This window comes from Arthrobacter sp. FX8, from assembly GCF_026723805.1.
GTDB lineage: Bacteria > Actinomycetota > Actinomycetes > Actinomycetales > Micrococcaceae > Arthrobacter.
The window spans coordinates 316,454-341,719 of sequence record NZ_CP113505.1 but is presented as its reverse complement, the minus strand read 5'-3'; the positions used below and the strand labels follow the sequence as shown (position 1 = coordinate 341,719).

Annotated in this window: 25 protein-coding genes and 2 pseudogenes; 6 read left to right on the top strand and 21 right to left on the bottom strand. The window is 65.0% G+C overall.

The annotated features are described in order from the left end of the window. Positions 1-243: 243 nt before the first annotated feature. Positions 244-636, top strand: coding sequence for a VOC family protein (locus OUO20_RS01545; protein ID WP_018771322.1), 393 nt, complete (start codon positions 244-246; stop codon positions 634-636). Positions 637-676: 40 nt separating this feature from the next. Here OUO20_RS01545 and OUO20_RS01540 read toward each other — a convergent pair whose 3' ends face one another. From OUO20_RS01540 to OUO20_RS01525, 4 genes and pseudogenes are all read right to left on the bottom strand, one after another. Then, positions 677-1,702 (bottom strand): LacI family DNA-binding transcriptional regulator, encoded by a 1,026-nt coding sequence (locus tag OUO20_RS01540; protein WP_142068363.1) that lies wholly within the window; start codon positions 1,700-1,702, stop codon positions 677-679. Positions 1,703-1,738: 36 nt separating this feature from the next. Beyond that, entirely contained in the window at positions 1,739-2,470 is a 732-nt protein-coding gene (locus tag OUO20_RS01535; protein WP_268002684.1) for a cupin domain-containing protein, read from the bottom strand. Positions 2,471-2,473: 3 nt separating this feature from the next. Beyond that, positions 2,474-3,453 (bottom strand): annotated as a pseudogene (locus OUO20_RS01530) (PmoA family protein). Between the two features lie 24 nt (positions 3,454-3,477). Then, positions 3,478-4,611, bottom strand: a complete 1,134-nt coding sequence (locus tag OUO20_RS01525; protein WP_268002682.1) for a Gfo/Idh/MocA family protein — start codon at positions 4,609-4,611, stop codon at positions 3,478-3,480. Positions 4,612-4,873: 262 nt separating this feature from the next. Between OUO20_RS01525 and OUO20_RS01520 the strand changes: the two genes are divergently transcribed. Beyond that, a complete protein-coding gene (locus tag OUO20_RS01520; RefSeq protein WP_268002681.1) occupies positions 4,874-7,276 on the top strand; it encodes a glycoside hydrolase family 3 N-terminal domain-containing protein in 2,403 nt (800 codons plus the stop codon). Positions 7,277-7,284: 8 nt separating this feature from the next. Here the strand turns inward: OUO20_RS01520 and OUO20_RS01515 are convergent. Then, positions 7,285-7,979 (bottom strand): annotated as a pseudogene (locus OUO20_RS01515) (helix-turn-helix transcriptional regulator). A gap of 73 nt (positions 7,980-8,052) precedes the next feature. Between OUO20_RS01515 and OUO20_RS01510 the strand changes: the two are divergent. Further along, complete coding sequence (locus OUO20_RS01510; protein WP_268002680.1) at positions 8,053-8,793, top strand: alpha/beta fold hydrolase; 741 nt, start codon at positions 8,053-8,055, stop codon at positions 8,791-8,793. 17 nt (positions 8,794-8,810) lie between these two features. Here OUO20_RS01510 and OUO20_RS01505 read toward each other — a convergent pair whose 3' ends face one another. The 7 genes from OUO20_RS01505 to OUO20_RS01475 form a co-directional block, all read right to left on the bottom strand. Beyond that, a complete protein-coding gene (locus OUO20_RS01505) occupies positions 8,811-9,497 on the bottom strand; it encodes a DUF624 domain-containing protein (RefSeq protein ID WP_134165941.1) in 687 nt (228 codons plus the stop codon). A gap of 49 nt (positions 9,498-9,546) precedes the next feature. Continuing rightward, entirely contained in the window at positions 9,547-11,181 is a 1,635-nt protein-coding gene (locus OUO20_RS01500; protein WP_056389425.1) for an ABC transporter substrate-binding protein, read from the bottom strand. A 5-nt stretch (positions 11,182-11,186) separates the two neighbouring features. Then, entirely contained in the window at positions 11,187-12,056 is an 870-nt protein-coding gene (locus tag OUO20_RS01495) for a carbohydrate ABC transporter permease (protein ID WP_026266084.1), read from the bottom strand. 83 nt (positions 12,057-12,139) lie between these two features. Then, complete coding sequence (locus OUO20_RS01490) at positions 12,140-13,120, bottom strand: ABC transporter permease (protein WP_018771333.1); 981 nt, start codon at positions 13,118-13,120, stop codon at positions 12,140-12,142. A gap of 9 nt (positions 13,121-13,129) precedes the next feature. Then, positions 13,130-15,256, bottom strand: coding sequence for a beta-galactosidase (locus OUO20_RS01485; protein WP_268003358.1), 2,127 nt, complete (start codon positions 15,254-15,256; stop codon positions 13,130-13,132). A 229-nt stretch (positions 15,257-15,485) separates the two neighbouring features. After that, on the bottom strand, positions 15,486-16,088 hold the full coding sequence (locus OUO20_RS01480; protein ID WP_018771335.1) for an SOUL family heme-binding protein: 603 nt from the start codon (positions 16,086-16,088) through the stop codon (positions 15,486-15,488). Positions 16,089-16,147: 59 nt separating this feature from the next. Continuing rightward, entirely contained in the window at positions 16,148-16,654 is a 507-nt protein-coding gene (locus OUO20_RS01475) for a DUF3592 domain-containing protein (RefSeq protein ID WP_043425439.1), read from the bottom strand. A 135-nt stretch (positions 16,655-16,789) separates the two neighbouring features. Here OUO20_RS01475 and OUO20_RS01470 point away from each other — a divergent pair, with 135 nt between their 5' ends. Then, the gene (locus OUO20_RS01470) at positions 16,790-17,251 is read left to right on the top strand and encodes a MarR family winged helix-turn-helix transcriptional regulator (RefSeq protein ID WP_018771337.1); all 462 of its coding nucleotides are present in this window, start codon (positions 16,790-16,792) and stop codon (positions 17,249-17,251) included. Further along, positions 17,248-18,504: an MFS transporter gene (locus OUO20_RS01465; protein WP_268002679.1), complete on the top strand. Its 1,257-nt coding sequence runs from the start codon at positions 17,248-17,250 to the stop codon at positions 18,502-18,504. Before OUO20_RS01470 ends, OUO20_RS01465 begins: the two co-directional genes overlap by 4 nt. Before the next feature lie 85 nt (positions 18,505-18,589). On the opposite strand, the gene OUO20_RS01460 is transcribed toward OUO20_RS01465, so the two are convergent. From OUO20_RS01460 to OUO20_RS01420, 9 genes are all read right to left on the bottom strand, one after another. Then, the gene (locus OUO20_RS01460; protein WP_018771339.1) at positions 18,590-18,832 is read right to left on the bottom strand and encodes a hypothetical protein; all 243 of its coding nucleotides are present in this window, start codon (positions 18,830-18,832) and stop codon (positions 18,590-18,592) included. 104 nt (positions 18,833-18,936) lie between these two features. Beyond that, positions 18,937-19,287 carry a cupin domain-containing protein gene (locus tag OUO20_RS01455; protein ID WP_223993993.1) on the bottom strand — a complete coding sequence of 117 codons (351 nt, stop codon included), beginning with the start codon at positions 19,285-19,287 and terminating at the stop codon, positions 18,937-18,939. A 152-nt stretch (positions 19,288-19,439) separates the two neighbouring features. Continuing rightward, positions 19,440-19,829, bottom strand: a complete 390-nt coding sequence (locus OUO20_RS01450) for a VOC family protein (RefSeq protein ID WP_018771341.1) — start codon at positions 19,827-19,829, stop codon at positions 19,440-19,442. 238 nt (positions 19,830-20,067) lie between these two features. Continuing rightward, a complete protein-coding gene (locus tag OUO20_RS01445) occupies positions 20,068-20,391 on the bottom strand; it encodes a hypothetical protein (protein WP_026266086.1) in 324 nt (107 codons plus the stop codon). Positions 20,392-20,456: 65 nt separating this feature from the next. Next, positions 20,457-20,801 carry an iron chaperone gene (locus OUO20_RS01440; protein ID WP_268002678.1) on the bottom strand — a complete coding sequence of 115 codons (345 nt, stop codon included), beginning with the start codon at positions 20,799-20,801 and terminating at the stop codon, positions 20,457-20,459. A gap of 9 nt (positions 20,802-20,810) precedes the next feature. Then, a complete protein-coding gene (locus tag OUO20_RS01435) occupies positions 20,811-21,278 on the bottom strand; it encodes an SRPBCC family protein (protein ID WP_018771344.1) in 468 nt (155 codons plus the stop codon). A 31-nt stretch (positions 21,279-21,309) separates the two neighbouring features. Further along, a complete protein-coding gene (locus OUO20_RS01430; RefSeq protein ID WP_268002677.1) occupies positions 21,310-22,227 on the bottom strand; it encodes a 2-hydroxyacid dehydrogenase in 918 nt (305 codons plus the stop codon). After that, positions 22,224-23,006: a DeoR/GlpR family DNA-binding transcription regulator gene (locus OUO20_RS01425; RefSeq protein ID WP_018771346.1), complete on the bottom strand. Its 783-nt coding sequence runs from the start codon at positions 23,004-23,006 to the stop codon at positions 22,224-22,226. The genes OUO20_RS01430 and OUO20_RS01425 overlap by 4 nt, the downstream gene beginning before the upstream one ends. Positions 23,007-23,076: 70 nt before the next feature. Further along, positions 23,077-24,219 (bottom strand): Gfo/Idh/MocA family protein, encoded by a 1,143-nt coding sequence (locus tag OUO20_RS01420; protein WP_026266087.1) that lies wholly within the window; start codon positions 24,217-24,219, stop codon positions 23,077-23,079. Positions 24,220-24,358: 139 nt separating this feature from the next. Between OUO20_RS01420 and OUO20_RS01415 the strand changes: the two genes are divergently transcribed. After that, positions 24,359-25,261: a PfkB family carbohydrate kinase gene (locus tag OUO20_RS01415; RefSeq protein WP_268002676.1), complete on the top strand. Its 903-nt coding sequence runs from the start codon at positions 24,359-24,361 to the stop codon at positions 25,259-25,261. Positions 25,262-25,266: the final 5 nt, after the last annotated feature.

The following is a 25,266-nucleotide window of genomic DNA, read 5'->3' as shown; positions in this document are numbered from 1 at the left end:
CCCCACATTTGGCGGGCCTGCTGCTAAGCCCGACAAACTCATCGTCATGAGCCTATGGTCCAACCGAAACCGAAAACGGGCGTCCTGCGCGTCCTCGGCCAACATTCAGCAAGTCTTGATCGGACCTTGAGGAAAGCCCGACGCAATACCGTGTGAGTGCTTCATAATTCGCGGTTTCGCGTGGCTAAACCCGTCTGTTCGGCTCCCATTCCCTTGCGTGAGCCGCAAAGATAGAGTGGCCGGATGCAGATGCGTCTTGAGGTTGTCCAGGTCCCGGTTTCCGACGTCGACAGGTCGAAAGCGTTCTATACCGAAAAACTTGGCTTCGTCCTGGACCACGACGTGGAACACATTCCGGGCATGAGGGTGGTCCAGCTGACTCCCCCGGGTTCGCCCACATCAGTAGTCATCGGCACCGGGATGACCGCCATGACGCCGGGCAGCCTGGAGGGGCTGCAACTGGTGGTTCCGGACATCACCGAGGTCCGGGCCAAACTGGTCAGGCGGGGCGCGGACATCAGCGAAATCCAGGACCTGGGCGGCGTCCTGTTCGCCTACTTCAGCGATCCCGACGGCAACCGCTGGGTGATGCAGGGCCAGACCCCTGCGGACATCCGGGACGCGCACAAACCCTAAAAGAAGCTGCTAAAAGGGAGCGGGCGTCGGAGGGTGCGGACTACTTTTTAGCCGGCGGGGCAGTGGAACCCCGGACCACCAGCTCGGTGCCGAGCTCGATCCGCTGCGGCAGTTCCTCGTCACCATCCAGATGCCGGAGCAGGGCGCGCATGGCAGTTTCGGCCATCTGCACTACCGGCTGCCGGATCGTGGTCAGCCCCGGCTCGATCCACTCGGCCGCCGGAATGTCGTCAAACCCAATGACGGACAAGTCTTCGGGAATGCGGAGCCCGGCGGAACGCGCAGCCCGGTACGCACCCAAGGCCTGGTCGTCGTTGCCGGTGAAGATCGCCGTCGGACGGTCCGGCAACTCCAGCAGCTTGCGGGTTGCAGCCTCGCCCGCTTCGATGGAAAAGTCGCCGGGAACCATCAACGCCGTGTCCAGGGCTATGCCCGCGCGGCGCAGTGCCGAGATGTAGCCATCCTCGCGGGCGCTGCTGCACTGCAGGTCCTCGCGGCCGCCGATCATGGCGATCCGCTTATGCCCCAACTGCAAAAGGTGTTCCGTGGCCGAATAGCCACCCTCCCAGTTCGCCGCCCCCACTGTCATCAGGTCCGGGCCAGGCTGGCCCACAGGATCGATCAGCACCACAGGTATCCCCAAGGACTTGATCCGCTGGATTTGCTTGGCATCCAACTGGTAGACGGCCATGAGCAGCCCATCCGATTTCCGCTCCGCGAGGTTGGCCAGCCACGGCCGGATGCGCGAGCCGTCCAGGCTCAGGCTGCTGACCACAGTCCCGTAGCCGGCGTCCTGTGCCACACGTTCTACGCCCTCGATGATCTCCAGGGCCCATTCCGAGCCCAGCCCCGGAAACACCAGGTCCACCAGGCCGGCCTTTTGCCTGCGTTTGGCAGGGCGGCGCGCATAATCGCGCCGGGCAATGATCTCCTCCACCCGGGCACGCGTCTCTGCCGCCACGTGCGCGTGCCCGTTCAGCACCTTGGACACGGTGGGAACCGAGACCCCGGCTTCACGGGCAATCTCACTGATCGTCGCGCGCCTGGTGTCCTGCTTGCTCACCACGGAAACCGCCCTCTCACCCGGGTCACGCGCCCGGTGCTAGTTATCGGAAAGTTCCCACGTCTGGATCCGGCCACACATGCCGTAGATTCTGCGGTTTTCCCGTTTTCCCATCGTAGTTCGCGCACCGGCCAGATAGATACTTTCTGCCGTGTCCAGAGAGGCCAGCTGCTGCCGGGTGACTTCCGCCTGGCGGGCAGCTCCCTCCGCCAGAACGTCTGCCCAGGCGCTGGTCCTGTCCGAGACCAGACGGGCAGCGGCAGCATGGAAGTCGGCCAGTGCTGCCGGGCCGGAAACCAGCACGGCTTGCTTAAGCGCAAAGTAACCTTCCAGGGCCAAATCACGACGGCGGCGCGCGGCGTGCTCGCCCGCGTCCGGCCCAGCGTCGGCGTCCTTGTGTTCCAGCGCCGCTGCGCTCCGGTACTTTTCCGCGTGCGCAAGGTACTCGGGCGGAAATGTCATCACGGCGTCGCCGTGTTCGGGCAGCCCGGCATTCTGCATGACTACAAGGACCTTCAGGTCACCCGAATCATTGATGGCGCGATGCACGGTGCCGGGGGTAAACCAAAGCACCACCCCAGGCGCCAACGGTGTCGAGGTGAAGCCGCGCGAGTCAAGTGTCTCCAGCCTGCCGATTCCCTGGAGCACCACGTACGCCTCCGTGGAAGCGGTGTGCACGTGCGGCGACCCGCCGGCTGCACCGTCGGCGCCCGGCCAGTCGTAGATGCTGATTTCGGAGAGCCCAGTGGCGCCCGGAAACGTGGAGGCCATCCGTTACGCCCAATCGCGAAGCGCTGCTTGCGCAGCATCCGCCAGCGCCTGGGCGCGTTCGGCGTCCACACCGCCATCGGCAATCACCACGGCGTAGCGGTAGGAAAGCGGCGCACCTTCACGGAGGGGCACCTCCTCGCTGAAGAAGGGGCTGAGCCCAGGCACGCGAACATGGACGACCTGGCAAACCACTGGTTGGGTGCACCGGGGTTATTTCCGTCCTCCACGAACGCGATGGTGGAGGCCCGGCAGGTGACGTCATGCGTACCGGTGAAGGCGATCCACGGCGAGCGGGTGCCCATGAATTCGTCCGTACCCGCATCCTCCTGGTTGCGGAACACGCCGCCTGTAAAGGACCTGGGGCCGCGCCAAAAGAGGCCACCGTATCCGGCGTTGTGCCGGCCTTCCGTAGTGGGGCTGCCGATGCGGATCTCTTCGCCGGAGATATTGCTCATCCTGGTCTCAAAGAGGATGGCGTATGCCCCCTCGGTTTCGCTGTTCTCCGTGGCAGCGTCTTCCACCAACCGGAGGCTGAACCGGCGGCTCTCCGCAATGACCGGTTCCCCTTCCTGCGAGGTCCAGGTCAGGGATTCCGACGCCGTGATGCCGGGGCCGGATTGGTCGATGCCCGTGAAGGATCCGTGGGTCATGGCACCATTGTTGTCCAGGTTGGCGTACTCCGTGGCGCGTGTGTAGGTGGCTCCGCCCCAGAAATTGTGCTTGCCCACGTTGGGCAGCGCCCAGGAAAGTCCCTTATGCCAGACGTGGTCCCACGGGCGGGAAATTGTCACCTCGTCCCCGCCCAGGGTGGTCAGCGGATGGAAGAACGGCCGCGGACTCTCGTACTGGTCGTCCGTGGGCTTGTAGGTATAGGTGGCGATAGGCCTGCCTTTGGCTGTGAAGGTGAGGGCCGCTCCATCGTCGTGGAAACTGAGTGATGCCGCGGACACAGCGGAAAGGGACGCTGCTGTGGGGGTGGTCATGGTGGTGCCTCCTTGGGTATGGGCTCAGACGCTGGTGGCTTTGAGGGCGGTCAGGTTGAAGGCTGTCTCCTCGAGGACTTTCGCGCCCAGCCCTTCGCCGTCCATGCCCCCGTAGAAGGGGTGGCCGGTGACGATCTCGCCGCGGTGCACGGATTTTCCGGTAAAGGCGGAGGCGTAGAGGGCGGCAGCGAACTCCAGAGTTTGCCGTGCGGAGTCTGCCCCGGCCGGAAGAGGGCGGCCGGCGTCGAGCGCGCCATACATGGCCAGGAACTGGGCCGCGTGTCCGCTTCCCTGATCCAAGGGCTCGCCGTTCCACGCTGTTCCTACCTGGTCCTCGTGGCCGGGCGCTGCCGTAATGGTCCAGTTGTCCGTGCTGTAGCCGTAGAGGTGGCTCAGCTCCACAGTGGCAAATTCACAGTCGATTCGGATGTCCGAGGTTTCCCGCGGCGAGAGCAGCGAGTTGATAATGGTGGCCACGGCTCCGTTACTGAACCGGACCAGGGCGGCGGACAAGTCTTCAGTGGAAGTAGGCCGTGCCTGCCGGCTGGCGATGGCGGTGATTTCCTCCCACGGACCCAGCAGGTGCAACAGCAAATCGAACTGGTGAATGCCGTGACCCATGGTGGGCCCGCCGCCCTCGGCTTCCCAGGTTCCGCGCCAGGGAAGTTCCCAGTAGCTGTCCGGCCGGTACCAGAGGGTGTCGCACCGGGCCACCAGGGGACGGCCGAAGTCACCGCCGTCAATCAGCCGGCGGGCCGCGGCTGCCGCATCCCCGAACCGGTGCTGGAAGACGCAAGAGAACTGGGCGCCGCCCTTTGCCTGGGCGGTCTCCAGCCGGTCGAAGTCAGCGAGGCTTAGCGCCGGGGGTTTTTCGGAGAGGACATGGACGCCTGCTTCGAGGCATTCGATGGCCTGGCCGATGTGGAACATGGGCGGCGTGCAGAGGTGGACAATGTCCGGTTTGGCCTCTGCCAGAAGATCGGCCAGGCTCAGGTACGTACCAGGGATGCTGTGCTTCTCCGCGAAGGCATCCAGCCGGCCCTGGTCCACGTCGCATGCCGCCACCAGCTCCGCCCTGCCGTTTGTCCGGGCCAGGTTGTCAGCATGGACCGCCGCGATCCCGCCGGTTCCCACGATGGCCACTCTGTACGTCCGCATGTTTTCTCCGTCGTTGCAGTGATGTAGGTAGCGCCCCAGGGCTTCGAAGTGGTCCGAAGTGCCTCCGGGCGCCTGGTCCCAAAGTCAATGGAAAGTTTCTATTCCATTCACGAAGTTTCGTGGGTTCCGTCGCAGACTTATCCCACGCCCATTGTCAACCGTAGGAGGATGATCTTTGAAGAGTCAATGCTTTAGGACCTAGAAAGTAAACAACAGTTTCTGATAGTTTCTTAGAAACTTCCTACGATCCCAGGAGACGCCCGTGACCAGCGGTGCCGCCGAAAAGCAAGCCATCACCTCCCCGGCCGCCGGCAACGGCTCCCGTGACGCCGTCGAACGCCTCTCCATTGATGAGCTGGTGCGGCACATGACCCTGGAAGAGAAGCTGGCCCAACTGGCAGGTGTGTGGGTTAATGCGTCCACGGACGGAGACTCCGTAGCGCCGCTGCAGAATGAGATGGCCGGCGACGCGCGCTCCTGGGAGGAGATGATTGCCTCCGGACTGGGGCAGATCACCCGCATGTACGGCACGGTGCCCTTGGAGCCTCTCGAGGGCGCCCGGCGGCTGGCCGCGGCGCAGGAACAGATCATGGCGGCCTCACGCTTCCGCATTCCGGCGCAGGTCCATGAGGAATGCCTCGCCGGCTTGGCTGCGTGGAAGGCCACGGCTTTCCCCGTCCCCCTGGCGTGGGGCGCGACCTTTAACCCTCCGCTGATCCGGCGGATGGCGGGTCTCATTGGTGGGCAGATGCGGGCACTCGGCGTCCACCAGGGGCTGGCTCCCGTGCTGGACGTTGTGCGGGACCTGCGCTGGGGCAGGGTGGAGGAGACCATCGGCGAGGACCCCTACCTGGTGGGCACGGTAGCCAGCGCCTACGTCTCCGGGCTGGAAGGGTCCGGAATCGTGGCCACGCTCAAGCACTTCGTTGGCTACTCTGCGTCCCGCGCCGGACGCAACCATGCACCGGTGTCCATGGGCCCGCGCGAGTTGGCGGACGTGATGCTGCCCCCGTTCGAAATGGCGCTTAAACACGGCGGAGCCCGCTCCGTGATGCATGCGTACACGGACACCGACGGCATTCCTGCAGCCGCCAACCGCGCACTGCTGACCTCGCTGCTGCGCGACGAGTGGGGCTTCGCCGGCACCGTGGTTGCCGACTACTTCGGCATCGCCTTCCTGCATGTCACCCACGGCGTTGCCGCCGATTCCGGCGATGCAGCCGCCTTGGCACTCAGAGCGGGCGTTGACGTGGAGTTGCCTACAGTGAACTGCTATGGCACGCCCCTGCTTGAGCGCGTGCGCTCCGGCGAGGTCCCCGAATCCCTGGTGGACACTGCCCTTCGCCGGGTGCTGCGGCAGAAGCAGGAGGCCGGGCTGCTCGCGCCGGATTTTGACCCCGCACCCCCGGTCCTCAGCGCCGGAGCCGTCGACCTGGATCCAGCCGGGAACCGGGCTTTGGCCCGCGAGATCGCCGCCCAGTCATTGGTGCTGCTGACCAACGGGATGCACGACGGCGGCGCCAGCCTCCCGCTGCCCGTTACGGCGTTGGCCTCGCTTGGCGTGGTGGGGCCCCTGGCAGAGGATCCATTCGCAATGCTGGGCTGCTACTCATTTGACGCGCATGTGGGCGCATCACACCCGGACGTTCCCATGGGTGTTTACGTTCCCACCGTGGCCTCGGCAGGCAGAAACCGTTTCGGATCGCTGCGCAGCGCTGCGACCGGCACCTGCGAGGCCATCACGGACGAACAGATCGCGGAGGCCTGCCGGACTGCCGCGTCGGTGGACACCTGCGTAATCGTGGTGGGCGACAACGCCGGCCTCTTCGGCCGCGGCACCTCCGGGGAAGGCAACGACGCAGCTGACCTTCAGTTGCCCGGGGACCAGCACCGCATGCTCGACCAGGTGCTCACCGCGGCCGAGGCCGCCGGAACGCGCACCGTCGTCGTGGTCCTCAGCGGCCGGCCTTACGCCCTGGGCGACTTCGCGGACCGGGCCGGGGCGATCGTCCAGGGCTTCTTTCCCGGCGAAGAGGGCGCGGAGGCGCTCTGGGACATCCTGACAGGGGCCGTCAACCCGTCCGGCAAACTGCCCGTTTCCGTACCCCGAACTTCCGGCGGACAACCCGGCACCTACCTGCACAGCCGCCTGGCCGGGCCGTCCGGCGTCAGCGCGCTGGACCCCTCGCCACTGTTCAGCTTTGGGCACGGCCTGTCTTACACGACCTTCGACTTTTCCTGCCACTCGGCCAGTGCGGACGCCATGTCCACCGCGGATGCCGTCACCGTGGGATGCACCGTGACCAATACCGGCCCCGTTGACGGCGCCGAAGTGGTGCAGCTGTACCTCGAGGACCCGGTGGGCGAGGTGGTGCGGCCCCTCCGCGAACTGATTGGCTACGCCCGGGTGGACCTTGCCGCCGGCGCATCGGCGAGGGTCGAGTTCACGGTGCACGCCGACCGGACGTCCTTCACAGGGGTGGATCTGAAGCGGGTGGTGACGCCGGGCCTGGTGAAGCTGCACGTGTCGACCTCCAGCAGCCGGGACACCCACAGCCACGAACTCATCCTGCAGGGCGGCCGCCGCGTCGTGGGTTTTGACCGGGACATGCTGACACCGGCAACGGTGGCGCCGGTCCGGGCGTGTACTGACCCGAGAGGTTGATTGAGGACTCACCCCCGGCCGTGCACCGGCCTGGCGTTTGCCGGGGTTCCCCAACCTCATGGATGCCATGGCCACTGCAGGCCGTCTTGGTGACGCTGGCCCGCTCGATACGCGAAACGGTGAACCACCGCATGGCGTTGCGCAGCCGGCACCACCCAACCAGGTACCACTGGCCGTTGGTGGCTGCGAACAGCACCGGCTCGACGTCGCGGGTGGTGGTGGTCCCGTCCCCGGATGTGTAGCGAAGGCGAATCACGCGCTGCTCGGCCATCGCCTCCTCCAGTACCGACTTGATGGCCCGCGACGAGGAGGGAAGGGCGTTGACCCAGACACGGTGGGCCAATGCGTCGGCTCGTGCCCGTGTTTTGGGATCGAGGACATCCATGATCTTCCGGACACCTGCTGCTGCCAGATCGGCGTAGGGGGCATCCGACGCAGCGGACACCGCTGCCATGAGCGCCACGGCCTGCGCCGGGGACAGGCTGACTGGCGGCAGGGACCCGCCTGCAGCCAACCCATAGCCACCGCCCGGACCTGGGCGGGACCATACCGGCGCACCGCTGCTCTCCAACGCATCGAGGTCCCTCTTGATGGTGCGAACAGATACCTCAAGTTCTGCAGCCAGCCGCCCGGCAGAAACCCCCTGCCTGCCGCTGCGGCGCAATATCTCGGAGAGGGCATGGAGCCGTTCGACCCGCTTCACCGTTCAAGCCCGGGCAGATTCATGACATAAATAGTGACACACCCTTGTCCAAGGCGGCTGCGAGGCTATTGGCATGACAACTACTGCAAGCCGTCCCATCATCATTCTCATCGCCGGCCACTGGCTGGGCGCCTGGGCGTGGGATGAAGTGCTGGAACACCTGGCAACCGACCAGTCCCGCGCCGTCGCGATGACGCTGCCCGGTCTCGACGGGGACGATCCCGGGCGTGCGGCAAAGACCCTCGACGACCAGGCCGCAGCGGTCCTGGACGTCATCAGCCAGCTCGGGGCCTCTGGGGACCAGCCCGCCACTCTCGTCGCCCACAGCGGGGCAAACGCCCCCGTCAGCCTCGTCCTGGACCGACACCCTGAGCTTGTCCATCGAGTGGTGTGGGTCGACTCCGGCCCTGTGGCACCGGGAAGCGCCTTCGGCCCGGGCATCCCGGAGGAGTTGGCGGAGCTTCCGCTGCCGCCCTTCGATGTCCTGGCCCAGCAGGCGAGCCTCGACGGCCTGAGCCCAGAAGTCCTCGAGCGTTTTCGGGCCCGGGCTGTCCCTGAACCCGGCCCTGTGCTTCGTCAGGCCGTCGAGCTCACGAACGATGCCCGCCACAAGGTCCGGACCACCCTGGTGTGCTGCTCGATCCCGGGCGCGCAGGTGCTGGAGCTCGCCCGCTCCGGGCATGCCATGTTTGCCGAAGTGGCGAACATTGAACACCTCGACGTCATCGACCTCCCAACGGGGCATTGGCCCATGTGGAGCCGTCCCCGCGACCTCGCCGGGGCCATCCAGTCAGCGGCTTCCCGAACCAGCTGAACTGCACCCATGACCGGTCAGGCGGCGGTGAATTTCTCCTCAACCAGCGCCAGCAGCGGCCGGGAGTTCAGGCACACCAGAAACACTACGGTGCCGGCGAGAACCGGCAGCAGGTACGCAGTGGTCACCAGCAGCAGGGTTCCCGCGACGAACAGGATCCCGGCGTTGCCCAGTGAAACCCGCTTCCGGGCACTGAAGCTGTACAGGGAGAGCCGGTAGAGGTCCCGGGTCCGGAACGAAAACCTGGACAGCAGCAGCAAAGCATTCAGGCCGGCGGTGGCCACGAGCACTGCGAGGAGCAGCATCGCCGGCCTGAGCGCGGGCGTGGCCGGGTTGCCCGGATGCAGCGAGGACAGCCCGGCCAGGTTGACCGCGATGACGGCCAGAACCAAAAGGTACGGCACCCAAACCTGCAGGGCCTGCCCCAGATTCATCCGGTACCCGCGGACGAAGTCCTGGTAAACCCCGCCCTCATGGCCGGCGGCCATTCGGTTGAATGCGTACATGCACGCCACCAGGGCCGGCCCCGCCGGAACGAGTGCCACCACAAGGGGCCAGGCCCCCGCGATGGGTGCCGCCACCAGGGCCGGCAGCAGCAGGATATTGGCCAGCCCCAGGAGGACCGAGCCCATCATCACGCCCGCAACGGTGCCGGCCGCCCTGAACAGGGGGCCGGCTCCGTACTCCGCCTTCTTCTGAACCACTGACTGCCTTTCGGTCACCGCGGAAGGCCCGCGGCCGCCGTCGTACGCCCTACTTCTTTTCGGCGTATGCCTTGTAGGCCTTGTTGGCCAACTCTACGTATTTGCCCATGCCCTTGCTGTCCAGCTCTTTGACGTAGGCGTCGAACTCCGAGAGGCTGCGCTGGCCGGTGATGAACTTCAAGGTGTTCTGCTTGACGTGGTCCTTCAGTGGCGTGAGAGTCAGGGTGGCTTGCTCCCGGTCGGTGTCGCTGAACGGCACGGGCGGGGCAACGGGCCTGGGCTTCTTGCTCTTCATGGCCTTTTGGAAGGCCAGCTCTTCCTCATTGAAGGTGGACTGGAGCAGGTCCGTGGTGCCCCCGTAGGCGAAGTTGCCGCCGGAGAAGCCGTAATCCACGCGCAGGTCTTTGGTGCCGCCCGGATTCAGGCCCTGGAAGTTGATGTCCTTGGCCAGGATGCGTTTGCCGCCTTCCTTGTTATAGGTGGTGCCCTGCACCCCCCACTTGGCGAACTCCTGGCCTTCGTCGCTGTAGAACAGCCAGTCGATGTACTGCATCAGCGCCACGAAGCTGTCCTTGTCCTTCACGGACGCGTTCAGCATGATGCCGTTTTCCAGCCGGGAACCGCCAATGACATCGCCTGCGGGGCCGCCGGGAACCGTGATCTTTCGGACGGCGAAGTTGCCCTTCCCCAGAGACTGCTCCATTGACGTGCGGTACGTGATGATGTTTTGGGAGTTGGCGCTGATCACAAACGACTTGCCCGAGGTGAACTTCTGGATGGCCGAATCATCGGTCTGCGTGAAGCTTTCCGGATCCATCAGCCCCTCCGAAACCAAGGAGTTGAAGTAGGTAACAAGATCCTTGAACTGGCCGCTGCCGGCACCGAAGGCGAACTCCTTCTTGCCTTCATCGAACGTCAGTCCGTCCACCAGGCCCCAGCCTGCCACGGTGCCAAAGGCGGTGCCGGCAATGTTCAGCACGCTGTTGCCGTTGAACCGGTCGGAAAAGGGCACCACATCGGGATGGTTCTTCTTGAGTTTGCGCAGCACCTCCCGGAACTCGTCCCAGGTCTTGGGCTCCGCGATCCCGTCCTTCTCCAGCACGTCGGTCCGGAACGCCAGCGTGTAGTCCGGCCAGAGTTCCTCGTGCAGACCGGGCAGGACGTAGTACTTGCCGTCTTCCTGGGTGAGGCCTGCAATCTCAGGCTCCAGCTTCCACTTCTTGATCTTGTCCTGGTAGTGCGGCATGAGGTCCACGTAGTCGCTGACGGGAAGGACGGCGCCGGAGGATACATACGCGCTCTCCTGCCCCGGGTAGGTCTTGGCAATTATCTCCGGAGCCTTGCCCGAACTGATCAACAGGCTGCGCTTCTGCTCGTAGTCGCTGCTGGGAACGATGGTCGGTTCCAGGGTGACGTTGTTGTCGCTGGCCATCTTGGAGAACAGGAGCCAGTCCTTCTTGTATGGATAGGTGGGCTGATCGCTGAACAGGAAGGTGAAGCTCAGCGGCGCCGTCGCCTTGAACGTGTCCCCAACCCCAAAGCTGTCCATCGCACCATTGCGGGCCTTTGAGGTATCGGCCTTGCTGCCGGAGTCAGAGTCACATCCCGCCATCACCAGGCCGAAGGCTGCGAGCGCGGACAGGCCGAGGAAATCTCGTCTGCGGATCATGGGTTTTCCTTTCATAAGGGTTATTCCTTGACGGAGCCGAGCATGACGCCCGAAAAGAAGTACTTCTGGACAAAGGGGTAGACGCAGAGGATGGGGATCACGGTCAGGACGATGGTGACGGACTGGATGTTCGCGGCAATCTGGCCCACGTTCTCCGCTGTACCGCCGGCGGAGCCTGCCGTGGTGACGCCGGCAATCATGTTGCGAAGGTAGATGGTCACCGGGAACAGATCGGGGTTGTCCAGGTACAGGAACGCCTGGAACCAGGAGTTCCAGTTGGCTACTGCGTAAAACAGGACCATGGTGGCAACGATTGCCTTGCTCAGCGGCAGGACCACCTTGAAAAGCACCCCGTACTGGGTAAGTCCGTCAATGGCGGCCGCTTCCTCCAGTTCACGCGGCATGTTCTCGAAGAACGACTTCATGATGAGCAGGTTGAAGACGCTGATGGCGTTGGGCAGCACTACGGCCCATAAGGTGTCCCGCATTCCAAGCGAGGTGATGAGCACATAGTTGGGGATCAGGCCGCCATTGAAGAACATGGTGAACACCGCGATGCCGATGAACAGGCTGCGCCCCTTCAGGTCCTTCCTCGCGATGGCATACGCGAAGCTGGTGGTCAGCACCATGGAGATAGCCGTGGCCACCACGGTGTACAGAATGGTGTTGCCGTAGTTCCGCCAAAAGACCGAGTCGGCCAGGATCAGCTGGTAAGTCTCGGTGTTGAAGCCCATGGGGAACAGGTTGACCTTGCCGGCGTTAATGAATCCTTCGCTTGAGAAGCTCTGCGCCAGGATGTTCAGGAACGGATACAAGGTCAGGAACACCACCACCAGCAGGAAGGCCAGGTTCACCACCCGGAACAGCCGCATGCTGCGTGAAACCTTCATGTCCTTGACCAGGACACCTGTGTCCTTTGGTGCTGCTTTCGCGCCGGGTTCTTTCACGGCTGTCCCTTTCACAGTTGTCCCCTTCACCACAGGCTCGTTCCGGCGAGCCGCTTGGATATGGCGTTGGCGGAGAGAATCAGCGTGAGGCCGATGACGGATTCGAACATGCCGATCGCCGCCGCGTAGCTGAAGTTCGACGATTCAAGGCCCACCCGGTACAGGTAGGTGGAGATGACATCCGAGGTCTGGTAGTTCAGCGGGTTGTAGATCAGGAGGATCTTTTCGAAGCCCACGGCCATGAACGTGCCGATGTTGAGGATCAGCAGTGTGATGATGGTGGGCCGGATGGCCGGCAGGGTCACATGCCAGGTCTGCTGCCAGCGGTTGGCGCCATCGATCCGGGCTGCCTCGTACAGCGATTCGTCCACCCGGGTCAGGGCGGCCAGGTAGAGGATGGCTCCCCACCCCATGGTCTGCCACACCTCGGAGCTGATGTACATGGGCCGGAACCACGCGGCGTCCTGGGTGAAGTTAACCGTGGTGCCGAACAGCGAGTTGGCAATTTGGTTTACGGTGCCTGTCATGGAGAAGTTCTGCAGGATCATGCCGGCGATGATCACCACGGACATGAAGTGCGGCAGGTAGGCCACGGTCTGGACGAACTTCTTGAACTTCTGCGAACGCAGTTCGTTCAGCATCAGCGCGAAGATGATGGGCATCGGGAAGCAGAACAGCAGTGTCAGCACGCCCAGGATGATGGTGTTCTGGAACGCTTGCCAAAAGCTGGGATCGTTGATGAAGAGGGTGACGTATTTCAGGCCCACCCATTTCTCGCCGAAGATGCTGCCGCCGGGCTGGAACTGCCGGAACGCGATCACGTTGCCTGCCATGGGCAGGTACCGGAAGATGGCGAAGTAGGCCAGCGGCAACAGCACCAGGGTGTAGAGCCGCCAGTCCCGCCTGAAGGCCAGCTTCCAGCCTCCGGGTTTGTTCCGCGGTTTTTCAGTTCGCGCATCGGCGTCCGTGGGGACCGCCTCGGGAGGTACTTCCAATCGCATGGCCATGACTGCCTCCTACCGGCCCGTTTCTGCGGTTGAGTCTTTAGTGGGTATTTCCTCCAGCACCAGCACGCCGTTGGCGGCGAGCTCCACCGTGCCGGTGACATTGGCTCCGGTGAGCTGGTCTGTGCCGCCCTGCCCCACGTCCACCCTGGCGGGTGCATCGTTGTGGTTCAGGACCAGCAGGTAGCTGCGTCCGTTGCCGGCACGACGGCGGACCTGCACTCCCAGCGGCGCGTCCAGTTCCGCGCGGATTCCCGCAGCGGCACGTTCAGTTGAGAGCAGTTCCGCAAGGAAGGAGCTGTCCACCCTGGCCGACAGGTACACGGCAGTGCCGGCGCCGAAGCTGTTGCGGGTGACGGCGGGCGAGCCTTCCAGCCGGCCGGAGGCATAGCTCGCAACAACGTCAGCCGTGGTGGTGTGCAGGTGCTCGGTCCAGTAATCGGCTGAGGCCGTACCGCCGTCGGCCGTTGAAAGCTTGACTGCCTCGCCCTCCCCGGCCAGCGGATGCATCTCCTCGCTCCACACTCCCAGGACGTTGCGCAGCGCGCCCGGGTAGCCGCCCAGGAGGATGGTGTTGTCCTGGTCCACGATGCCGGAGAGGTAGCTGGCCACCAGATGCCCGCCGCGGGCCACATAGTCCTCGATGTTCCCGGCGGCCTGGTCGGTGAGCAGGTACGACGCCGGCAGGACCACCATGCCGTACTGGCTGAGGTCGCTGGTGGTGTTCACGAAGTCCACGGATATGTTGGCGTCGAAGAAGGGGCGGTAGAGGCGGAGGACTTCCTGGGCGTAGTTCAGGTCCGAGCGCGGGGAGTTCCCCAGTTCCAGGGCCCACCAGCAGTCCCAGTCGAAGACCAGCGCGACCTTGGCGCTGGAGCGTGTGCCGGTGAGGCCGGCCAGGCCCTTGAGTTCCTGGCCCAGTTCACAAACTTCCCGGAAAATGCGCGTATTGGGCCCGGCGTGGTTGACCATGCCGGAGTGGAAGCGTTCGGTGCCGCCCCTGGCCTGGCGCCACTGGAAGAAGAGGATGGAATCGGCGCCCTGCGCGATGGCCTGGTAGGAGCCAAGCCTCATTTTGCCGGGCAGCTTGGAGACGTTGACGGACCACTGGCTGACGGCGCCGGTAGCCTGTTCCATCACCAGCCATGGCTGGCCGCGGCGGAGCGAGCGCATCAGGTCGAAGTTGAGCGCCGCGGCCACGTGGGCGTCTTCCTCGCGCGGGTCCGGGTAGATGTCCAGGGCCGCGGCGTCCTCCTCAGCAGCCCAGGCCCAGTAATCGTTGTTCTTGTAGAAGCGCATGAAGTTGGTGACAATCGGCAGATCTGGCGTGTACCGGCGCAGGATGTCCCGCTCGGCCTTGTAGTGCTCCAGCATGCTGTCCGAAGTGAACCGGTGGTAATCAAGGCGGCGGGACGGGTTGGACCACGTGCGCGGCTGGGCGGGTGCGTTCACCTGTGACCAGTCGGAGTAGCGCTGTCCCCATACGTCGGTGCTCCATGCCTGGTTCAGGTTCTCCAGGTCGCCGTATTTTTCTTGCAGCCATGCCCGGAAGGCGCGGCCGGCGTACGGGCCGTACGAGACCGGTCCGTACTCGTTGTTTACATGCCACATGCGCAGGGCCGGGTGGGCAGCGTAGCGCTCCCCCATCTTCTCTGCCATGGCCAGCGATTTTTCCCGGTAAGCAGGATGGGAGACGTCGAAGTGCTGTCGGGAGCCGAAGCCGAACGTAGAGCCGTCGGCCAGGACGGGCAGGATGTCCGGGTGCTGGGCGATCAACCAGGCCGGCGGGACGGCGTCCGGAGTGGCCAGGTCCACGCCGATGCCGTTCCGGTGCAGCAGGTCCATCACCTCGTCCAGCCAGCCAAAGTCGTAAAGACCGTCGGCTGTCTCGAGCCGGCTCCAGGAAAAGACGGCCAGGGTAACCAGGTTGACGCCCGCTTGCTTCATGAGCCGGACATCCTGGTCCCACACCTCGCGTGGCCACTGTTCGGGGTTGTAGTCACCCCCGTAGGCGATGCCGCCCAGACGTTCGTGCAGGCGTTTGAAGCGGTGTTCGGAGGTGCTGGTGCTGTGCTCGCGGGTCATCATCGTCCTTTTGTTGGCATCATGGCCGCGGGCTCCCACCAGTGCGACCTGCATCACAGTGAGAAACTATCGTAAAGTTTCAGCAATAACAACAGAAAAGGGAAAGTGGGAGGAGACTCCGCGTCCCCTGCAACCATCCATAAGGGCGGCAATACCCAGAGAATGGGGCAGCGGAGTGCGGACTGGCCATCCGTTATGCATGGTTGCCCGAATAGGGATCTTCCCGGGCAGGCAGGAAAGTATCGGGTGGGGAGGGGAAAGAAACCTACAGCACTGCTTCCAGCTAAGCGCCCGGTGCCGTTCCACCCGCCTGGGGTTCCAGGACATCCTGGACAACCTCATTGTGGCGCAGGAACCACGGCTTGAACGGCGGGTCGAAGCGGGCGAATCTCGGCGTCCCCACGGGAGTCAGCCCGGCCAGGGTGAGCGCAGCCTGCAGGCCGTCGTTGCGCTTCTGGAAAGCCGATGCCGAACCGCTGCCGGAGAATCCCAGCACTGCGGCAAGGGAACCTGGCACCGCGCGGATCCTGACCATGGGATCGGCAGGGACCGGAGCGCCGTCAGCTGTCACGCCGGCCGGAAGGACGAACGCCACCGAATATTCGGCAGGCTCCCCCGACCCCGGCACCGGACCGGACTGGAGTACGGGGGTGGTCATTGCCAGTTTCCGGGGCCCTGGTTCCTGGAGCACCGGAGCGGTCATGGCCAGTTTCTGCCGGGCATTATTGCTGCCGCTGATGTAGTTGAAGAGATGCCGGAAGGCGGCATTGCCGGCGCGGTCAAAATCCGCGGTGACCGTCACTTCGGCCACCACGTAGTCCGGATACCGGCGCAGCTCGAAATGCGGATAGCGCCGGATCAATTCAAAGGGCTGCTGCTCGGTCATGGTGGACCGAGCCTACGCCCGCCGAGCCGCAGCGGCCAGACCCAAGAGCCGCGACAGTCTCAGACCACATGGTTTGTGGCGGGTTTCCGGAATTTGGCACGGAGGGCCGCGGTGCCAACCCCAAGGCAGAGCAGCAGTCCCAGCCCGCCGAAGATGACGGTCAGCACAATGCCCACGCCACGGAACCACACACCGTCGCTCTCATAGCCCAGCACAACGGCCCTGGCCGGGTCATTTTCGGCATAGACCACCGTGGCTTCGCTGCCGACGACGGGATGCTGGTCGTGGTCAACGGCCGCGAACGTCCTGTGGGGCAGCCCGTCCGCCGCCGTGAATTCAACCTGCATCCTGCGCGAGGAGGCTTTGGTGACGTCCTTGAAGTGGACGATCGTTCCGGTGGCCTGTGTCCCGGTCCGCGCAAGCTCCTCGTCGGCGTTGATCATGAAACTGCCCACGCCAATCAGGATCGGGCCCAGGCAGATGACCAGGACGGCCACCGCAAGGTTCGCTTTTCCTTTCCACGACAACGCGGATTTGCGCTTTACATCAGCTCTGCCCCCAGTCACGCCTCCTATTCTGCCGGAGCATGTCACCAAACCCACACCGCAGGCTGTTGCCCATTGATAAGCAAGCAGACCATAATAGTTAGCAGAACTAATTAGCACTGCTAAGGAACGTCAGCAGGAGGCGCACCCGCATACATGTCACCCACCCAAACGAAGAACACAGCAACCGCAGACCCCACCACGCCCGATACCCTCGCCATCGAGCTCCGCACCGCCGTGATGCGTACTTCACGCCGGCTCCGCGTTGAGGCAACGGGCGACATCATCACCCCCGGGCAATACACGGTCCTGGCCCTGCTGAACGGCAGCGGCCCCAGCACGCTCCGGGCACTTGCCGAGAGTGAGCACGTCCAGGCCCCGTCCATGACCAGGATCGTCAACGCGCTCGCCGACCAGGGCTTCGTCACCAGGAGCGCAGACCCCGACGACGGGCGGCAGGTCCGCGTGGACATCACAGATGCGGGAAGGACGGTCCTCGCCGAGGCACGGAGCCAGCGGACGGCCTGGCTGGCCCAGCGCGTGGCCGGGCTCAGCGAGGACGACAGGCTTACCCTCAGCCGGGCGGCCCGCATCATGCAGGAAATGAGCGGCAAATGAGCGCGATGTTCCGGGCCCTCGAAAACCCCAACTACCGCATCTGGGCCAGCGGTGCGATCGTTTCCAACATCGGCACCTGGATGCAGCGCGTGGCCCAGGACTGGCTGGTCCTGACCGTTCTCACCGACCACTCAGGCGCCGCCGTCGGCCTCACCACGGGCCTGCAGTTCCTGCCCATGCTGCTGTTCGGCCCTTACGGCGGAGTCCTGGCTGACCGGTACCGGAAACGCATTATCCTCATGTGGACGCAGTTGGCCATGGCATCCACCGGCCTCGCCATCGGCCTCCTGGTGGTGACCGGCACCGCCCAACTGTGGCATGCGTACGTGGCGGCCTTCTGCCTGGGCGTTGCCAGTGCCGTTGACGCACCGGCGCGCCAGGCCTTCGTCTCGGAACTGGTGGGGCAGGAGAACATCTCCAATGCGGCGGCCCTGAATTCCGCCTCCTTCAACACCGCCCGGCTCACAGGCCCCGCGATCGCGGGGGTGCTCATCGCCTGGGTGGGAACGGGCCCGGTGTTCCTGCTCAACGCGGCGAGCTTCGCGGCCGTCCTGGTCTCGCTGTTCAGGATCCGCATTACCCAGCCCGCCCCGGTGGCAAAGGGCGAGCGGAACAAGCACCAGGTGGTTGAGGGCATCCGCTACGTGCGCCGAAGGCCGGACTTGATGCTGATCATGGTCCTGGTGGGCATCCTGGGCGCGTTCGGCATGAACTTTCCCGTCATCAACTCGCTGATGGCCACCACCGAATTCCGCATGGGCCCGGGTGAATTCGGGCTTCTCGGTTCCATCATGGCGGTGGGCACCCTGGCCGGCGCCCTCCTGGCGGCCCGCAGGTCCCGTCCTCGGCTGAGGTTCCTGCTGGGCGGGGCGCTGGGCCTGGGTGTCTTCACCATCCTGGGCAGCGTCGCGCCGTCTTTCTGGGCCTACGCTGCCCTCCTCATTCCCGTGGGGCTGGCGTCCATCACGTTCCTGAACAGCTGCAATACCAGCATCCAGCTGTCCGTGGAGCCACAGTTCCGCGGTCGCGTGCTGGCCCTGTACCTGGCCATCCTGCAGGGCGGCACCGCCCTGGGTTCACCGCTGGTCGGTTGGATCGGGAGCCAGTTCGGCGCCCGCTGGTCCGTGGCCGCAGGCGGGATCGTGGTGCTGCTGGCGGGTGTCGCAGCCGTCATCGCGGTCACCAGGCGGAACCGGCTCACCCTCCGCGCCGCCCTGCGGCTGGCGCTGGGGCGGCGCCAGCCCGCCGTTTGAATTGGCTGGCGGGGGAAGGAACAGACGGCTTATTTGGGCCGTGGGCCGGTCCCCCAATGTCACACGTTACCGACCCACGGCAGTCTTAGTCCCCCGAAGCGGGCGGGAGGGCCAGCCGGCGCGTGAGTTCGTCGTCGACGAGGCATCGGAGAGCGGACGCGTGGTCCGGTTCGGTGGAGGAATCTTGGCCGACGAGCGCGTGGCGCAGCAGGAGCAGGTCGGCGGCCGGGACGAGCGGCCAGCGCCGGAAGGCATGGAACACCCTGCCCTGTGAGCTGGTGCCGGGACGGATCCTCCCGGAAGGTGGCTGGTCAGCAGCGGCGTCCATCAGTGGCCCCCATGAGTAACTTGCCAGCTGACTGCTCAACCACGGGTATGCACAAGATACCCAGAACACGGCGGATAAGCCACCGGTTTTTACAACACGTGGACTTATGACGGAAGCTTGGTGACGATATCCACGGAGATTTCCACCGCCGGGACCGTCCCCCTGTTCTCCAGCCAGTGGGTGGTGTTCCGGTCCTCCGGCCAGCCCACTCCGGGCCCATAGTCCGTGGCGGCGCCGTCGCGGTGGTCGGTGATGGTTCCCTGCAGGATAAAGACGGTTCCGGGTCGCCCCACATGGTCATGGAGGGGCCCGAAGACCCCGCCGGGGTCGATCGTCACCATCCGCATCCGCAGCTGCCGGCCTTCCATCCCGTCAATCTCGCCGTCAAGGTCTACGGCCGCCAGCAACTCCACCGAGACGCCTTTTGTCTCCGGAACCATGTCTTCCGCGCCCATTCCCGTGCCTTCCTTTCAGGCCGCTTACGACGGCGGCGCCGGCCTGCCGCTGCCACGCACCCGGGTGCGGGTGCTTCGGGCGGCACGTGCCGGCGTCGTACTTATGGCTTTGCTGCCAGGTGATTGAGTATGCGCCTGTGCAAGGCGGATGGCTACGTGACGGGGATCGAGGAAATGTTCAGGATGTTGCCCTCGCTGTCGAGGAACCACGCACCCTTGCCCATGCCTTCCATCGTTGCGATGCCGTTCTCGGTCTTGAGTCCCGGCATGTCGTACTCCTCAAAGACGACGCCGCGGCCCCGCAGTTCCTCCACTTCCTTTTCGACGTCATCGACGCCCCAGGACATCTGGGTGTTCTTGGCGGAACCGGCGTTGTCCGTCTGGTAGAGCAGGAAGCCCGTTCCCTTGCCGCAGCGGTAGATAAGGTTGTCGTTTTCGACCGTCTGGACCGGCTCCAGTCCCAACTTGTCCCGGTAAAACTCCCGTGCCCGGTCAATATCCTTGGCCGGCAGCACAGCCATGATTTCCCTATCCTTGAGCATGACAATTCTCCTTGTGCATTTAGTGGCGTTGCTCTCCCCTGAAACAGTCCGGCCGTCCCGGCCGGGCCTCGTGGCCGTCCTTCCCGCCGATTGCCGGGGCGGCCACCTGGAACCCCTGGTTCCGCCGTGGCACAGGACAGCGGCGGGAGGTTCCCGAAGTCTACGAGGCCATTATGGAACCGAATTACCGGGGACGAAATAGGGGAATTTTATGGAATGCCGGGCCGCCGGCCGGCGCTTATTTCCGGGCCGAGCGCGCCGCTTTTCGGAACGCCGCGCCGGCCACAGAAACCAATGGGACAAGGCACACCAGCATGGCGATGGTGTTGGGGCGGAAGACCGCGCGCCCATTCACGGTCCGGTACACGCCCAACGGGACAACGAAACCGCCGCCCCCGCCGCCCGATGCCCCCTGGTCCGATTCCGTGCCGCCGCCAAAACCGAAGGACACCAGCGCCACCGGCACAATGTCCTCCCCGCCCACATTCACGGGAGAGCCGTACGCGCGGGCAACGCCCATGTTCTTGAAGGAGTCTGCGAGGGAGGAGAGAGTATCAGCCATGGCACCACGCTATGCACTGGCGCGGCCGGCTGGAAGGACCATAGGTCCCGCCGTCGTCTTGCGCCCTATTTCCGTATTTCCGCCATCCGCAGCCGGACGATGTCAGCGAGCACGTCGTCCGGCACTGGATGGTCCGCCGTGAAGCGGATGGTCCCCTTGGACAGGGAGTACCCCTCCAGCCGGGCGGCCACTGCCTCCACCACCGCGGAGGAGAACGGGAAAACCGAGAGGTGCTTTGCTGCGGCCACGGCCGCCACCAGCGGTTTGCCGTCCAGTTTGAGGGCGGGCATGCCGTAGCTCATGCCCTCCGTGGCGTCGGGAGCCAGGGACCGCGCAATCTCCACCACGTGCTGGAGGCAACTGCGGTCCGGTCCGTCAATCCTGTCCAGGGCTTCGTCGACGACACCCATGTGGCGGCCTCAGCTCTTTCGTGCCGCCACTGTGGCAGCCAACGCGGCCAGGCCGCGTTCGAAATCGGCGCCCACCATCTTGTCCATGTTCATGAACAGTGCGAACACCCTCCCCAGGCCCTTGTTCTCGCCGGTCATCCGCCAGGTCACTTCGGTGCCGCCCGGGGCAGGGGTGAACGTGAAGGTGGTGGGGTTCAGGGCCTTGAAGGGCTTGGTGAACTGCAGCCGGATCCGGACCAGATTCGACGGCACCGACTCCTCGATCTCCATGGTGCCGCTGCCCGCCTTGCGGTTGCCGCTCCACTCATACCCGGCCCCCGTGCCTGCTTCAGTGCCGAAGTAGCGGCGGCTCATGCGGGGGTCGATGGTCTCCCAGGGGGACCAGGCAGTCCATTCGTGGAAGTTGTTGACGAGCGGAAAGATGTCTTCGGCGGCGGCAGGGATGACGGAACTGCGGCGGACTTCAAAAGTGGACATGGGCCAAGCATAGGGGCGGGAACCGCCGCGGTTAAGGGAGGACCACGTTCACCGGGTCCTTGCCCTCCAACAGCAGCCCGATCTGCTTCCTGAGCAACCGGACCATCCGGGGGAACATGGCCGAACTGGCGCCGCCCACGTGCGGTGTGATGAGCACGCCGGGAGTGGTCCAGAGCGGATGGTCGGCGGGCAGCGGCTCCGGATCGGTGACGTCCAGCGCGGCCCGGAGCCGTCCGCTTGCGGTCTCTGCCAGCAAGGCCCCGGTATCCGCCACCGGGCCGCGGGCCACGTTGACCAGCAGGGCCCCGTCCGGCATGGCCGCCAGGAACTTCGCATCCACCAACTGCCTGGTGTCTTCGCCCAGGGGGACGCTGACCACCACAATCTCGTGCAGCGGCAGCTGCTGGTACAGCGAATCGATCCCGAGGATGGTCCCGCGCTCATCGTCGCGGGCGCGGCTGGCCATCCGGGTGACGTCAGTTTCGAACGGCAGGAGCCGGGCCTCGATGGCCTTGCCCACTCCCCCGTAACCCACCAGCAGCACGCGCCGGTCCGCCAGGCTGGGCCGCTGGCTGTTGTCCCACGTACCGGTTTCCTGGTTCCGGACAAAGTCCGGAATGCCGCGCTGGGAAGCAACCATCATCCCCACGGCGAGCTCCGCCGTCGAGGTTTCATGGACTCCCGCCGCGTTGGCGAAGGTGACGCCGGCGGGCAGCACCGAGGCGACGCCGTCGTACCCGATGGACTGGCTCTGCACCAGGCCGACGTCCACGCCCTCCAGTGCGGCGAGCGCCGCCGGTTTGCCCATGTAGCCGGGCACCAGCAGGTCCAGCCGGCCGTCCGGCGCCGGCCCGGTGAGGTCCCACAGGACAAAGTCGACGCCGTCAATCGGCGCCAGTGCGTCCAGCAGGTCCCGGGACGGCAGGCACACGCGCAGGCGGGCCGTCATGCGGCAACCATCAGCTTGACGTTGGCGGCGCGCAGGGCTGTCTCGATCTCCCGCGGCGGCGGAGCGTCCGTGACCAGGATGTCCACCGCGTCGAACGCCGCCAGCCGCGCCAGCGCGTACCGCAGCATCTTCTGGTGGGTTGCCACCACCACTACCTGTTCCGCTGAATTCATAAGGGCGATCTTAGTGGCGCGCTCCACGTCGCGCTCAATATAGAACGCCTCGTCATGGATGCCGCTGACGCCAATAAAGGCTGTCTTGGCACGGAGTCCGGAGGCGGCGCTGACGGTCATCGGTCCGTTGAACGCCTGGCTGTCCAGCAGCAGCTCCCCGCCCAGGCAGATGGTGCGCGCCGCCGTCAGCTGCAGGCAGCGCTGGATGGCGGGCGCGGAGTGCGTGATGATGGTGCCGGTGAACGACGTGGGCAGTTCCTGCGCGATCTGGTACGTCGTGGTGCCGGCATCAAGGATGATGGCATCCCGTTCGCCAATCATCGAGAGGCACACCCTGGCCACCCGAAGCTTCGCGTCCGCGTCCTCCCGGACGCGCGCGGCGAAGTTCGCGTTCTGGCCATGACCGTCCACGGCGCTGACGCCGCCGTGGACCACCCGGGCCAGTCCGCGCTTGGACAGCACCCGGGTGTCCCTCCGCACCGTCATGTCGGAGACGGCAAAGGTCTCCGCCAGATCATTTGTTGAAATGAACCCCCGGCGGCCCAGCTCATCGAGGATGGTGCGCTGGCGGGGTGTCAGCGGCGCCTCTTTATCTGCGGTGCCCATTGGCTGTTCTCCCTCCCCCGTGCGCCGGGCAGGAGCCTGGCGGGATGTTGCAATTTCAACATGTATCTTCTTATGAACGTACCCCGAGGGCGGCATTGCCAAGCTCAACGGGGCGTCCTTCCGTAATAGAGCGTTCGGCGGCCAGGCCCATGCGTACGGACTGCAGTCCGTCCGCAATGGTGACTTCCACCGGCCCCTCGCCCAGGATGGCCTTCCGGAAGCCCTGGTGCTCATAGTAGGTGGAGCCGTGGTGCGCGCCGGCCGCCAGGACAGCCTCATCCACCGGAACCTCGTGCTTTTCGGGACCCAGCGGGGACCGTGGGCTGAATTCAACCGTCGCTTCAGCGTGGTCACCGGGAATCCAGTGGTTGGCGGCCACCGGGATGAGGGTTTCAATCTTGGCAGCATCCCCAACAATGGAGATGCGTTCCTGGAACTTGGATCCCTCGGCGAACATGGACAGCTCCAGCATGGCGCGGCGGCCGCCCTTGAAATCGACGATCACATAGGCGTTGTCCAGCATGTCCGACACCCGGCCGTCGTAGACCTCATCCATGTGGTTCACGTCGTGGCCGCCGCTGGCGAAGACGCGTACGGGCTCGTCCTGCAGGATCAGGCGCATCAGGTCAAAGAAGTGGCAGCACTTTTCCACCAGCGTCCCGCCGGTCCGTTCCGCAAAGCGGTTCCACGCATCCACCTTGTGCAGGAACGGAAAGCGGTGCTCCACGATGGAGAGCATGTGGATGTTGCCCAGCTTGCCGCCATGCGCCGCCTGGATGATCTCCTGGACCGGCGGCATGTACCGGTATTCCATGGCCACCCACACCGGGGCCGGGTAGCTGCCGGCCAGCGCCTCCAGTTCGTCCGCCTGCTCCGCCGTGGTGCACACCGGCTTCTCCACGAGGACCGGAAGGTTGGTGCCGCTGGCGAAGATGTCCTTGAGGATGCCCAGGTGGGTGTCGTTGGGGCTGGCGATCACCAGCGCGTCCACCAGGCCCGAGGCCAGCAACTCCTGGTGGGAAGGGAAAGTCCGCACCTCATGGCCGATCTCCTTCACCGTCTCTTCCAGTGAAGAGGGTGTGGGATCGGAGACTGCGGTGATGCGGCTTCCCGGGATCAGGGCAAGGTTCCGGACGTGTTCGCGTGCCATATGGCCCGCTCCAATGAGGCCATACCGGATGGTCCGGACCGATTCCGCAGTAGGCAATGACATGAGCTGCTCCGTTTCTCTACGTTGAGTGGGCGGGACCGCGGCGTTGCATCCCAAACACAACTATACAGAAAGTGTTGTTTTTCCAACATGCTATGTGTATATTTCTTCAGTATCAGCCGGAACTACAACGAGGTGGAACGTGCCCCAACCGTCAACCGGAACCCTGCTCTTCGTAGGCTGCGCCACTCTTGACGCCATCGCCCTGGTGCAGGATTACCCTGCCGCGGACAGCCGCACCGTCGCCACGGACTTTGCCACGGCGGGCGGCGGACCCGCCGCCACGGCAGCCGTAGCGGCCGCCCGCGCCGGAGCCAGGACGGCCTTTGCCGGCGTCCTGGGAACCGACGAAGAAGGGGACCGCATCGTCAGCGGCCTTCAGGCAGAAGGCGTGGACACCTCCGCCGTGATCCGCGACGCCGGCGTCAAGACCGGTGCCAGCGTGATCGTGGTCAGCAGGGCCACCGAAAGCCGGGCCATCGTCACCCGTCCGGTCCCGCCGGTCAGCTTCCCCGGGGACAGCCGCTTCTCCGAACTGCTCCAGTCAGCGGCCTGGGTCCACACGGACCACCTGGGCTGGAACGCGGTGGCCAATGCCCCCGCGCGGCCGGCCGGCCTGGCCATCAGCGTGGACGCCGGCAACCCCATCCCCGCCTTCAGCCCCCGCGGCGTGGCCCTGTACGTCCCCACCATCGAAAGGCTCCGCGCAGAATACGGCGCGGACCTCTCCCCTGAGTCGCTGCTCCGGAAGGCAATTGACGACGGCGCCTCCGCCGTCGTCGCCACAGCCGGCTCCGAAGGTGCCTGGGTTTTGGAACGCGGCGCCGAACCCGTCCACGTCCCGGCCACGCCCGCCACCATCGTGTCCACCCTCGGTGCCGGCGACGTCTACCACGGCGCCCTGCTCGCCGCCGTCGCTGCCGGGCTTCCACTGGTGGAAGCCGCCGTATTCGCCGGGCGCACCGCCTCCGCCTCCTGCGGCGGACTGGACGGCCGGTCCGCCATCCCGCACCAAACCGTCAATCTTGTCCCAGCCTCCAACTGACCACC